The 12,947-nt window shown below is 60.1% G+C and carries 9 protein-coding genes; 7 read left to right on the forward strand and 2 right to left on the reverse strand.

What is annotated here, in order from left to right; translation table 11 throughout:
- The first annotated feature begins 57 nt into the window (after window positions 1-57).
- The 5 genes from IAI53_RS00240 to IAI53_RS00260 all read left to right on the forward strand — a co-directional run bounded on the left by IAI53_RS00240 (window position 58) and on the right by IAI53_RS00260 (window position 4,891).
- Window positions 58-852, forward strand: a complete 795-nt coding sequence (locus IAI53_RS00240) for an ABC transporter permease (RefSeq protein WP_187716177.1) — start codon at window positions 58-60, stop codon at window positions 850-852.
- The gene (locus tag IAI53_RS00245; RefSeq protein WP_187716178.1) at window positions 842-2,056 is read left to right on the forward strand and encodes an ABC transporter ATP-binding protein; all 1,215 of its coding nucleotides are present in this window, start codon (window positions 842-844) and stop codon (window positions 2,054-2,056) included. Before IAI53_RS00240 ends, IAI53_RS00245 begins: the two co-directional genes overlap by 11 nt.
- A gap of 98 nt (window positions 2,057-2,154) precedes the next feature.
- A complete protein-coding gene (locus IAI53_RS00250; protein WP_187716179.1) occupies window positions 2,155-2,814 on the forward strand; it encodes a sulfotransferase in 660 nt (219 codons plus the stop codon).
- The gene (locus tag IAI53_RS00255) at window positions 2,808-3,521 is read left to right on the forward strand and encodes a sulfotransferase (RefSeq protein ID WP_187716180.1); all 714 of its coding nucleotides are present in this window, start codon (window positions 2,808-2,810) and stop codon (window positions 3,519-3,521) included. Before IAI53_RS00250 ends, IAI53_RS00255 begins: the two co-directional genes overlap by 7 nt.
- Window positions 3,522-3,757: 236 nt before the next feature.
- A complete protein-coding gene (locus tag IAI53_RS00260; protein WP_187716181.1) occupies window positions 3,758-4,891 on the forward strand; it encodes a hypothetical protein in 1,134 nt (377 codons plus the stop codon).
- Between the two features lie 15 nt (window positions 4,892-4,906).
- On the opposite strand, the gene cysN is transcribed toward IAI53_RS00260, so the two are convergent.
- Together cysN and cysD are read right to left on the reverse strand one after the other, a co-directional pair.
- Window positions 4,907-6,826, reverse strand: coding sequence for a sulfate adenylyltransferase subunit CysN (cysN, locus tag IAI53_RS00265; protein ID WP_187716182.1), 1,920 nt, complete (start codon window positions 6,824-6,826; stop codon window positions 4,907-4,909).
- Window positions 6,826-7,821 (reverse strand): sulfate adenylyltransferase subunit CysD, encoded by a 996-nt coding sequence (gene cysD / locus IAI53_RS00270; protein WP_222948195.1) that lies wholly within the window; start codon window positions 7,819-7,821, stop codon window positions 6,826-6,828. The genes cysN and cysD overlap by 1 nt, the downstream gene beginning before the upstream one ends.
- A gap of 670 nt (window positions 7,822-8,491) precedes the next feature.
- Between cysD and IAI53_RS00275 the strand changes: the two genes are divergently transcribed.
- Window positions 8,492-9,271: a sulfite exporter TauE/SafE family protein gene (locus IAI53_RS00275; RefSeq protein ID WP_187716184.1), complete on the forward strand. Its 780-nt coding sequence runs from the start codon at window positions 8,492-8,494 to the stop codon at window positions 9,269-9,271.
- 159 nt (window positions 9,272-9,430) lie between these two features.
- Window positions 9,431-12,916 carry a glycosyltransferase gene (locus tag IAI53_RS00280; RefSeq protein ID WP_187716185.1) on the forward strand — a complete coding sequence of 1,162 codons (3,486 nt, stop codon included), beginning with the start codon at window positions 9,431-9,433 and terminating at the stop codon, window positions 12,914-12,916.
- Window positions 12,917-12,947: the final 31 nt, after the last annotated feature.

Raw genomic sequence — 12,947 nt, forward strand, 5'->3', positions numbered from 1 at the left:
TGTTGTTACGGGAAACCCTGATCTCCTGTTCGGACAGACGTGCTTCAATCAATCATCTTGCACAATCCCCTGGTGATGTTCTGGTGCAATCGGCGCTTGATCCACTCATTGGCGCTGGCGACGGTAGCATCGCGTTACCGCTCGTCGTGGTTGGGCATGTTGTGGCCGGTTATTCAGCCGGTTCTCATGATCGGTGTTTTCTCTTTCATCTTTTCCTTCGTCATGCCGCTGCGCTGGGGGAGCGGTGCGGGGGGGCACGACCTGCCGCTATTCTTGTACTCGGGTTTTGTCGTTTTCTCCTTTTTCTCCGATGTCGTAACACGCGCTCCGACGCTGATTCTCGAGAAGCCACATCTGGTACGCAAGGTGGTTTTCCCGGTCGAATTGCTCGCCGGCGTGAGCGTGCTGATCGGTGCCGGCTACTTTCTCATCAATTTCGTCGTGCTCTGCGCCTTCCTGTGGCTGCAGGGATATCCCGTCGAGAACGGTTTCGTGTTCCTCGTGCTGTATCTGCCTGCGCTCGCACTCGGCCTGACCGGATTGAGCTGGTTCCTGAGCGCTCTGACGGTATACGTCCATGACACGGCGCAGGTCATCGGGCTGGCAGTGTCTGCGCTGATGTTCTTCACGCCCGTGTTCTACCCCTTGTCGTCGGTGGCCGAGGGCGTCCGGTTCTGGCTCCTAATGAATCCTTTGACCCACGTCATCGAGGGCCTGCGCGCACTGGTACTGGAGGATTCGATGCCTTCGGTTCGGGATGTGATTTCGTTCTGGGTAATTGCAGGCGTCGTGTTTCTGTTCGGCTGGTTCTGGTTCAGGCGTCTGAAAGGCGGTTTTTCCGATGTCCTCTGAGTTGCTGCTGCGTGTCGTTTCGCTGGAGCGGGCGTACCGATCCTATGAGACGCCGAAACATCGCCTGTTCGAGTTGTTGGGCATCCGGCGACCCGTTCCCCCGAAGCTCGCAGTAAACAATGTCAGCTTCGAACTCCGGCGCGGTGAGATCCTGGGACTGATCGGGCCGAATGGGGCGGGGAAGTCGACACTGTTGCAGATGATCGCAGGTACCTTGCGGCCAACGGGCGGAACGCTCGAAGTCCATGGGCGGGTGACGGCTTTGCTGGAACTCGGTGCAGGGGTCGATCCTGAGCTGACCGGACGCGAGAACATCCGGCTGATGGGGGCGATGTATGGCCTTTCCGATGAGGAGGTTGATCGCCGGTTTGATGCCATTGCCGACTTCAGCGAGCTGGGCGAAGCGCTCGACGATCCAGTGAAGACGTATTCGTCGGGAATGTTCCTGAGGCTTGCGTTTTCTGTATCGACCGCAATGGAGCCAGATCTCCTGATTGTGGATGAGGCACTGGCGGTAGGCGACGTTGGTTTCCAGGCCAAGTGTCTCGACCGGCTGGAGAAGCTGATCGATGGCGGCGCAAGTATTGTTCTCGCCGCGCATGATCTGCAGTTGATCAAGAATTACTGTACCAGCGCGATCTGCTTGAACAAGGGCAGCATTGAGGCCAGCGGCGATCCAGAGACCGTCGTCGAGCACTATTACTATCTCGTCAGGCAGCGAGGCGCCGACAGGGCCTCCAGCTTGAGTTGGCGCTCGGCAGAGTCCGGGGTGAGATTCGGCTCCGAGCAGGCATTCATCGATTCAGTCGAGGTGTGCACGGACGGTGACGCGGGCAGTGTCCGTTTCGGCCAGACATTGCCCGTCATGGTTCGTGCAAACGTACCTGCGAGCTATCGGGGCAGCCTCAGTGTGGCGATCGTGCTGCGGGATATCAGGGGGTACAACCTGTATGGTCTCGTTGCCAGCGAGGCTGGCGATCAGATTGTCTGGCGGGACGCGCAGACCGTTGAAGCGCGGTTTTCCTTGCCAATGCGGGTTGCCGACGGTGAGTATTCCTTGACCGTGCGGCTGGAGAAGGACCGCAGCGAGAGTGCCACGACACTCCTGGACAAGCATGTCGGGGTATGTCGAATCGTTTGCGAGGGTAGTAAGAACACGTTTCTTGGCTCGGTGGATCTTGGCGGTTGCGTCGTGTCGGATTGAGGCAAAGAATGAGTTGTGCGGCATTGATGGATGGATGGCCGGTGGTTATTGGTGGGCTTGGGGGCTCGGGAACTCGCGCCGTTGTGGACTATCTGCGAATGGCAGGCGTCTTCCCCGGGTCTCGCCTGAACGTGAGCAATGACTCCCTGCCATTTGCCGATCTCTACGATACGAGTGTCGATGAGTACCTGAGCGACCCGTATGCTTTCGACAAGGTGAAGTGGTGCCGTAAGGTGGGGCGCGCACTCGAGGAGCATCTGGCGGGCAAGCCCCCCGGGCAACGCTGGTTGCTGAAGAATCCGAGGTCGATCCTCATGCTCGAACCCTTGAGCAGCTGTCTCGAAGGCTTGTTCTTCGTGCACGTCGTTCGAAACGGAGTGGAGATGGCATTCTCCGGGAATCAGCGCCAAGCCGTTCTGCACGGTGACCGTATTCTCGGGCCTGAGGGCGAACGCCTGGCGCATGGGCCGGTCCGGTCCTTGGCAGTGTGGGAAGCGGTCAATCGCATGGGCGAGCGGTTTGCTCGGTTGCAGCCTGACAAGTACCTGAGAATCCGGTACGAGGACTTCTGCCTGAACCCGGCGCAGGAGATGGAGCGTTTGGATCGACGTGTTGGATTTGGGCTTGAGCACGGGAAAGTGGATCAACGGCAGTTCAGGAAGTCCCTGCGGGCACTTCCGGTTGATTGGCAGCATTCTCTGCCGGCGGAAGCACGAGGTGCGAGAAGCCTGCTTCAGGAGTACGGCTATCAGTGTTGAATTTCATGTGCATAGGCGCTCAGAAGGCCGGAACGACTTGGCTCTATGAGCAGTTGCGGGCGGATTCGCGAATCGCGTTTCCGGCGGGGAAGGAGGTTCATTACTGGGACGGTTTGCGTACGTCGCAACCGGTCGCCTGGTACCTCGGGCTGTTCTCGGATCCCAATCGGATAAATGGTGACATTACTCCCGCCTACTCGATTCTCGAGGATGAAACCGTAGCCGAGATATCCCGGGTATGTCCGTCGACCAAGGTTGTCTTCATCTTGCGGAATCCGATCGAGCGCGCGTGGTCCTCGGCGCTGATGGCCTTGAGCCGGTCGGAGATGACGGTTGCTGAGGCGTCAGATGCCTGGTTCAGAGATCACTTCCAGTCCAGGGGGTCTGTGCTTCGGGGAGACTATGAGCGGACGATCAGGACCTGGAGTCGCTACTTTCCTGAGGGAACGAGTTTCCGGTGGTTCTTCTACGATGATCTCGCATCGTCGCCGGCACGTTTCCTGAGAGAAGTTTCCGAATTCATCGGCTTGGACGGGCGGTCCGATCTGATGGATGCTGAGCTTGCCCGGCGAGTATTTGCCGGACCGGGGGCCGAGATTCGCGCGTCTCTGGCGGCCTTTCTGGTCGATTTCTATCGGACGAAGATCGACTCTCTTGGTGGCTTCATTGGCCGGGATCTTTCCGGATGGTACGGGGCGTATTCATGAAGGGGGGGGTGACGGACGCAGTGATTGTCCTAGGACCGCATCGCTCGGGTACGTCTTGCGTAACAGAGATTCTGAAAGTTGCCGGGTACTGTCTGGGGGCGGACGTTCTGGGGGCGCACGAATGCAACAAGCGTGGTCTCTGGGAGAATGCGGCAATCGTCGGCGTGAATGAACGTATTCTGCGGCGCCGCGGTTCGGCCTGGTATGACTCGGCGCCGGAATCTCGGAACCCAACGATGGCTGGTTACCTGCAGGATGTCGCAGATGTGGTGGATGTCTTGTGGGAGCAGTTCGGCAAGCGAGGCAAAGCAAGGTTTCCAGAGGCCTTGGCGATCAAGGATCCGCGACTGTGCCGCCTCGTCCCGCTGTATGCAGCGGCACTTGCAGAATGCGGTGCTGCACCGCGCTATGTGATCACGCTGCGCGACCCTTGGGTGTGCGCCGAATCTCTGTACCGGCGGGACGGGCTCCCGCGCCGAGTTGGCCTCGAACTCTGGGTTGGGCACATGCTGGGCGCGTTGTCAGTGGCAAGCGGGGCGGATTCGGCCCTTGTCCGCTACGACGAATTGCTTCGCCACCCTGATGAGGTGTGCGCGGCGCTGGCTCGCTGGCTGGTCGGTCCGGAGGAGGTGTCGTCAACTCTGGTGCAGACGATGCGGCGCAGTGTGGCACCGGAGCTGAATCATTCCGCTGGTCTGGGACGCGTTCCGGAGATCGGCGACGATTGGATTACTCGCCTGGCCTGCGAAATGTTCGACACGCTTGCCTCTCAAGACCTGGAAAGGGTCTTGGGCGAGTTCGCGGCTGGATGGAGCGAGGAGTTCGAAGAGCGTTCGGTGCAGTGCGGTTGGATGTCATTCGATCGAGTAGTGGTGGCTCACGATTCGCTGTCCCCCATGCTGCAACGTCATGCGGAAGGGCGCGCGGGGATACTGCTGGTGCGGGATGGGGAAGAGTCAGTGTCGGCGTGTTCTTCGTCGGCATTGTCTGGTGAGGGTGTAGGAGTTCTCTACAACCTGGTAGATCGTGGTGAAGCTGCGAGTCTGGTAAGGGGGGCGTCGCTGTGTGCCGGAAAGCCCGCACTTCTGGTCCTGGAGGGCAGAAAGGAGTACGCAGCAGCGCTGGTTGACTGGTTCCTGCGCTGGAGTGGCGTAGGTGAGATCGTGCGCCTCCTCTCGGCAGACAGGGAACTGATTGCCGTTGGTGTTCCCGGTGACGTGCAGCTGGGCATCGATTTCTGGAAGTACATCAATAGTGGCGATGAACCGTTGCAGCGCATGCTTCTGGACTGCAGTGAGAAGCGGGATCTAGTACTGGAGAATGACTGCGAGAACGGGCCTGACTGGCTGGCTCGGGCAGGCGCGCGGTGAACCTCGCCGGGCTTGTCAGGGCGTGTCATTGATCCGCTCAATCAGGGTGCGAACGGCATCGGGCAGCGGGGTGGTGCCGGTGTCGATGGTGATGTCGGGTTGCTCGGGCGCTTCGTAGGGGCTGCCAATGCCTGTCATGTTGGGTAACAACCCTGCCCTGGCCTTCTTGTATAGGCCTTTAGTGTCACGCTGTTCGCAGATCTCCAGGGTGGTGCCAACGTAGACTTCGATGAAGTTGTCCTTGCCGATGAGCTGGCATGCCATTTCGCGCTCAGCGCGGAAGGGGCTGATGAACGCAGTCATGACAATCAATCCGGCATCCATCATCAGCTTCGCGACCTCGGCGACCCGGCGGATGTTCTCGACTCTGTCTCGCTCCGTGAATCCGAGATCCTTGTTCAGCCCTTGCCTTATGTTGTCACCATCGAGGATGTATGTGCGCTTGCCCTGCGCATGGAGCTCCTGCTCAAGTGCATTCGCGAGGGTAGATTTTCCCGCTCCCGAGAGCCCGGTGAACCAGATGACTTTTCCGTTGTGACCGTTCTGTCTCTCGCGATCCTTGCGTGTGATGGTCAGGCTCTGGCGGTGAACATTCTGTGCTCTGCGCAGATTATGGGAAATGAGTCCTGCCGCGACGGTCGCGCGTGAGTATCGATCGATCAGGATGAATCCACCCATCGTTCGGGAGGCTCGATAGCTGTCGAAGGCAACAGGGCGGCTGAGTGCGAGATTGCACAGCGCGATATCGTTCATCGCGAGCTGTCGGCAGGACTCATGGGCGCCGGTGTTGACATCGACTCGGTGTTTGATCGAGGTGATCGACGCAGTCGCCCACTGAGTCGCCAGTTTCAGTTCGTAGTTGCGGCCGATCAGGCCGGGGTCCTCGTGCATCCAGATGACCGTTGCCTCGAACTGATCGGTAACTTCCAGAGGAGCGTCGGCGGCTGTGATGATGTCGCCGCGCGAGGCGTCGACGTCGCGGTCGAGTACTAGCGTAATGGCCTCCGCCTCTCCGGCAGCGTGCCGGTCGCCGTCATACGTCACGATCTTGTCGACGCGGGCGGTGTGGCCGGACGCCGTGATCCGGACCGTATCGCCCTGCGCCACCCTCCCATTAGCCACCGTACCACTCAGACCGCGAAAATCAGGGTGCGGACGGTTAACCCACTGGACGGGGAACACAAAGCGCTCACTCTCCGACGAGGACGGCGCGACGGTTTCCAGGTATCCCATCAGCGTCGGGCCGTCGTACCAAGCAGTATGCTCGGAGCGCTCGAGAATGTTGTCGCCTCTTAACGCCGAGATCGGTATTGTGGCCGTGTGCTCGAGTTGCAATCTGCTTGCGAGCTTGTCGAAGTCACTCCTGATGGCGCTGAACACGTCGGGATCGAAGCTGACCAGATCCATCTTGTTGATTGCCAGCACCGCGTGGCTGATGCCCATGAGGGAAACCAGGTTGGCGTGTCTTTGCGTTTGCGTGAGTATGCCGAGGCGCGCGTCGACAAGAATGACCGCGACGTCCGCGGTGGACGCGGCTGTGATCATGTTTCTGGTGTACTGCTCATGACCGGGGCTGTCTGCGACAATGAACCTACGCTTGGGCGAAGAGAAGAAGCGGTACGCCACGTCAATGGTGATGCCTTGCTCCCGCTCCGCTGCCAGCCCATCGATCAGCAGCGCGAGGTCAAGATCCTTGCCTTGCGTCCCGTGTCGCTTTGAATCGGCCTCCAGCGCAAGCAACTGATCGTCGAAGATCTGTTGGGACTCCCAGAGAAGGCGCCCGATCAATGTGCTCTTTCCATCGTCCACGCTGCCGCAGGTGATGAAGCGTAGCGTGTCCTGGCCGGCCTGAAGTGCGAGCAGATCACCCGCGGAAGCGATGGTGCTGGTAGGGGCTCGGCAGATAGCTGGCGCTGCCTTCTTGGCTTGTCTCATCAGAAGTACCCTTCCTGCTTCTTCTTCTCCATTGAACTGTTTCCATCGGTGTCAATCTTCCGTCCTTGGCGTTCGGATTGGCGAGAGTTGGCCAGTTCAACGAGGATGTCCTCGATCGTCTTCGCACCGGATTCGATTGCTCCGGTGAGCGGGTAGCAACCAAGCGACCGAAATCGAACGGTGCGAATCTCGATGTCTTCGCCAGGCAGCATCCGACAGCGCTCGTCATCGACCAGCATGATCATGTCTGCGCGCGCGACCACAGGACGGGGCTTGGCGAAGTACAGAGGTACTACCGGTATCCGTTCCTGATGGATGTAGTGCCATATGTCGAACTCGGTCCAGTTCGAGAGCGGGAAAACACGGATGCTTTCCCCTGGGTTCGTTCTGGTGTTGTAGAGGTTCCAGAGTTCTGGGCGTTGCCTCTTCGGGTCCCACTGGTGTGTTGCGGTTCGAAAGGAGAACACACGCTCCTTCGCGCGCGACTTCTCCTCGTCTCGCCGAGCACCGCCGAACACAAGGTCGAACCGATGGTGGTCGAGCGCTTGTTTCAGTCCTTCGGTCTTGGTGATGTCGGTATGCAGCGCGGAGCCATGGTCAAAGGGGTTGATGTCCTTGGCGATCGCTTCCGGATTGACGTGCACCAAGAGCGTCATGCCGCTATCGCGCGCAACTAGGTCGCGAAACTGATACATCTCCTGAAACTTCCATCGCGTGTCGACATGCAGCAGCGGAAACGGTGGGGGCGATGGATGGAAGGCCTTGCGCGCAAGATGCAGCATGACGCAACTGTCCTTCCCGATAGAGAACAGCATCACCGGATTCCTTGCTTCGGAGACCGCCTCGCGGATGATGTGGATGCTCTCGGCCTCGAGTCGGTTGAGGTGAGGCGACGAGGCCGCCCTGACTGCAGAAGATGAATCTGTGCCGCGGCTGAGTTCAAGCAAAGGTCTATACGCCTCGAGAAAGATACGGATCTGGGGGTTGGCCGTCATTCCTCTGAGGTGGCCTAGCAGCGCACCGTGCGGGAACAGTGCAATGGCTTTGCCGAGATGTCGCTGTAGGTCTAGGACCGCGTTCTGCAAGTGCTCCGTGTCTTCGACGGCAACTGGGGTCCAGAAGCGCGCGCCGCGCGCATCGTTGACATGCAGGCATGGCTTGCCGTTTGGCAAGGGGCAGAGTTGGGCAAAAAGAACTCGCTCGCGGCGTTTGCGTGCTTGCTGTATCGCCCAGTCGAGGACAATTCGATTGGGGCGAAACCCCAGTTCATCAGTCAGCCGGTCCTCGTTCAGTTCCGGCGGGAGAAGGTTGCAGGACTGCAGCCGGCGTTCGGCTGTGCGCTTAGTGTCAGCGAACCCCGTTTCCCGCAGGTGCTCATATGCCCGCTCGGTGCTCCAAGTCTGTTCGGAATCCAGACCGTAAAGACTGCGTTCGCGGGCTGTCGCAATTTGCTTCATGATTGAATGGAATGTGTGTTTCCTAAATGATACCATGGAAAAATTGTTGATTAATGCATAAGCAGCGTAATGCGACAGCTTTCGGTCCTTCGTGACCGGCATCCGGCATCGGGCAACCGTGCGGCGGCCATGTCTCGGGGGACGATACCGTCATGAGTGAGATCCGGGTTTCTCCAATCCGCAACTTTCGAACGTCTCTATCGCAGAAATGATTGATGGTGCCTATGCTGTTGCCGGCGCGCTGACCGGTTTTGTTGTTGGTCTGACGGGGGTGGGTGGCGGCGCCTTGATGACGCCGGTGTTGTTGCTTGTCTTTGGGGTGCCGCCGACGACAGCGGTTGCGACCGATCTGTGGTTCGCTGCCATCACCAAGCTCGTCGGCGCCAGAGTCCACCAGACCAACGGGAATGTCGACTGGCAGGTGGCAGGGCGCTTGTGGTCGGGTAGCTTGCCAGCGGCGCTATTGGTAGTCGTGCTCGTGAGCCTTGGGTTGCGAGTTGGCAAGATAGAGTGGCTTAGCGTGGCAATCGGGGTGCTCGTCTTGGTTGCTGGGGTCGGGCTGCTTGTCGGGCCTAAACTGGCAGCTCTCGCGAGTGACGGGTTCGGTGGTCTTCGCCAGTCCAGAGAGTCGATGCGGCGTTCGGTGGGCGCTGCTGCTGGGGCTGTCCTCGGAGTGTGCGTGGCCTTGACATCGGTTGGGGCGGGAGCGCTTGGTAGCGTGATGCTGATGTACCTGTATCCTTCGCGCATGACGCCGCATCGATTGGTTGCAACGGATATCGTGCATGCAATCCCGTTGGCCATGATTGCCGGGATCGGATATCTCTTGGCCGGACTGGTTGATTGGTGGATGCTCGCAAGTCTCTTGCTGGGCTCGATTCCGGCCGTAGTTGCCGGGAGCTTGCTCGCGGGGAGGTTCTCGGGGCGTTTCATCCAGATTTCACTGGCTCTTGTGCTCATCGCAGCGGGAGTCAAGGTTCTCTCATGAGTTGCCCGCTGACGGTGTGGCCGGGATGCCTGGGGTTGTGGTGTGTCGTCGCCCGCCTCGCGCGGTAAAGTTACGCATGAAGGTCGACAAGGACGATCCTGGGCTCGGATCGGCGATCCGTGATTCAGCGGTTTGGTAACGAAGGGGCAATTTGGGCTAATGCTGGATGTAATCGTTCCCGTGTACGCGGGCGAAGCCGATACGCGCCGCTGTCTTGAAAGTGTTCTGGCCTGCCGGCAGCAGACAATGTTCGAGCTGGTGGTGGTGGATGATGCGTCTCCGGAGCCGACGCTCTCCGCGTGGTTGCAGGAACTGGCCGACGCCGGACAAATAAGCTTGCTGCGCAATCCGTACAACCTCGGTTTCGTCCGCACGGTGAACCGGGCGCTCGCACTGCATCCCGGGCGTGACGTGGTGCTGCTGAACAGCGACACGGAGGTAAGCGGCAATTGGCTGGACCGCATCCTGCGTTGTGCGGACTCTCATCCGGACGCAGCGACTATCACACCGTTCTCCAACAATGCGACGATCTGCTCGTATCCCTACGAGGGCTGGTTAGGTGAGGTGCCCGGCCGATTGGGGCTTGCGGCGTTGGATGAGGTTTTCTCTCGCCGTTTGTCCGGCGTGGCGATGGATCTGCCCAGTGGTGTTGGTTTCTGCATGTTCGTTCGGCGCGCCTGCCTGGACGCGGTTGGCGTGCTCGATGATGTGGCTTTCGCACGGGGCTATGGCGAGGAGAACGATCTTTGCCGACGGGCGGCAAAGGCGGGGTGGCGTAACCTGCTTTGCGCAGACGTCTTTGTGTACCACCGCGGTGGCGTGAGTTTTGCGCACGAACGCGGTACGTTGATGAAGCAGGGGGATGAACGCCTGAATGCCTTGCATCCTGAGTATGCGGAGGTAGTGCGACGTTTCATCGTGGACGACCCTTTGCGGCCCTTGCGCGACGCGATTGACGCGGCACGCGCTGCACTTGGCGCAGACGAGGCGGCCGAGGTGAGCCGTGAGCGCGAACGCCGTCCGCCGCTACCCGCTCGGGAGGTGCTGTGGCAGGACACGGCCCCCCATGTGGGTATGGACGTGGTGAATGTGCCAGCCGTGAATTCGGTAGCCGCCCGCCCGTTGCCAGATGAGGTCTGGCTTCATGTGGCACACAGCTGGGGCGGTGGGGTGATGCGCTGGGTCCACGACTTGGCGGGGGCGGACGCTGGCGAAGCGCGCCACTTGCTGTTGAGGTCGCGTAGCTGGCGCAACCATGCGGGGGTAAGGCTCGAGTTGGTAGATCCGATGCTCGCGGATGAGGTGTTGATCGCGTGGACGCTGGATGGACCAATCGGCTATTGCGATACCGAGCATGCTCAGTACCGCGAGATACTGGCGGATTTGATCGCTGCCTTTGATGTCCGTGCGGTTGTGGTGTCTTCACTGATCGGTCATTCGCTCGACGCGCTTGATACCGGATTGCCGACGTTTGTGGTGCTGCATGATCTGTTTCCGTTCTGTCCGGCGCTGTTTGGCTGGTTCGAGCAGACCTGTGTCGAGTGCGGACCGAGTTCCCTTGCGCGGTGCTTTGCGAGCAATCCGCTCAATGTTTTCTGGCAGCACGCTGACGTGAAACGTTGGCAGGCCCTTCGCACGGCCTACGGTGCCCGGCTGGCGGATGAGTCTGTGATGATCGTAGCGCCAAGCAGGTCGGTACATGAGCGCTATGTGGAGTTGTTTCCCTTGTTGCGCGGGCGCTCATGGCGGTTAATCGCACATGGCCTGGCGTCGGTGCCCGTGCCGCTTCTACCGCGCCCAGCTGAGCGTTTGAAGCTATTGGTGCCCGGGCGACTAGCGCCGCATAAGGGTCTGGACTTGTTGCGTGAGGTGCTGCCTGGCGTCTCCGCTTTCGCCGATGTGATGTTGCTAGGCTGCGGTGAGTTCGGCAGGGCCTTCGCGGGACAGCCGAACGTGCAGGTGGTCGAGAGCTACTCACAGGCGCAGATGGCAGCGCATGTAGCCGCTTTCGGCCCGGACTGTGCCTTGTTGCTGTCATCCTTGCCGGAGACGTTCAGCTACACGCTGAGCGAGATGCACGCGCTGGGGGTGCCTGTGCTGGCAAGTGATCTTGGCGCATTCTCCGAGCGTATTGTTGACGGGCAGACCGGCTATCTCGTGGTGCCCGAGGCTGCTGTCGTGATTGCGCGGTTATACGACATGGCTCGCGACCGCCGGGCGCTTGCCGAGATGGCGGGAAGGCTGCGTCAGCAGCCGGTGCATACCGCGGGGCAGATGGTGGCCGAGTACAGGGCGCTGCTACCTCAGCGCAAGGGAGAAGCGGCGATCGCGCCGCGCAAGGTGCTGACGCTGCTGAGCATGGCCTTGGCGGATGCTCGTTGCCGGCAGCGTTCAACAATGGCGCAACTGCTTGAGGCCCGGCGCGAGGTGTCCAGTCATCAGTTCGTTCTGGAGTCACTTGCGCGTGAGCGCGCGCGGAATGCCTACGTCGAGAACGATCTGGCCGGAAGATTAGAACTGGTGGAGGCCGAACGGGATGCGCTACTGGCGTCGACCTCATGGAAACTAACGGCTCCATTGCGTCTGCTGAAGGGCGAACTCAGCCGGCGGACATTGCCCGCCACGACGCTTGATTCGACACGAGCGAAGCAGGAGCCTCACCTGATCCTCGCAACCATGCGTGGCGACCTGATGGCGGAGCGACGCCGCAAGCGGCTGTTGGCCGCGTGCGGGATGAAGCAGGATGACCAGCTTGGATCGGTTGCGTCAGCGTCTGATATGGGGGGCATTCCCTTTCGGGGTATGGCGCTGTATTTGGATGTTTTGCGTTCGGGCAACGGTGGCGATACGAGCGTTGTCCTTTGTTTGGAGAGCGCTGAAGGCCTGAGCCGGGATAGGAGTATTGCTGGCGTATGTCGTGTTGTGGTGCCCACCGCGGCCCTGGCGACCGAGTTGATGAATTTGCTGGAGCCCGATGCTGCGACGGTTGTGCAGGCGGACTATCCATTGGTGGGGGATTGGGATGGTGATTGGGCGCCGTATGTTGCCGACGTGCCTGCCGCGCAAGGGCTGAGGAAGGGATTGCGAGAAGTGCGGCGGGACATGCTTGGCTTGCCGGATGGTAGCCGGATTGTGATTGGATGCGGGGCCGGGGGTGCCGGTAGCGGTTTGTTGCAGTTTGCACACGCCGCCATGGCCGTAGGGAACAGGCATAATGGCGTGTTTTTCGTGTGGCTGGGACAGGTCGATGAAGCTTGGGCTGACGCGCAGGGCGATTCGCTCGCGCTGCCGCAGGCGCTGCGCAGGTTATTCATTTTGGATGATCCGGCGTTCGAGCCTTGGCTACTTGCAGCCGATCTTTACCTTGGTTGTCGGCAGGCTCCTGGCCATGATGCTGGAGCGCTCGAGGCTCACGCCTGCGGGCTGCCAGTGGTTTCACTTGAAACCGAAATTCCTGTGACGGAGCCCGACTTGGTCAGGGAACTGTGGCAGCGGCTGACCGCCTCGTTCGAAAGCGGGTCGGCCGACATGACGACACGACTTCGTCGGGCGGCGAGATTGCGCGAAGAGCGAGGTTCAATGGGCGCTTGGGCGGCTTTCGCCGCTACTTGCGGTGTGCGCTGCACGGACGTGCAGCCTGGTTGATTGGCGGGATATGTCAGGATTGTTGAGCAGT

The organism is Thauera sedimentorum, assembly GCF_014489115.1.
In the GTDB taxonomy this organism is placed as follows: Bacteria; Pseudomonadota; Gammaproteobacteria; order Burkholderiales; family Rhodocyclaceae; genus Pseudothauera; species Pseudothauera sedimentorum.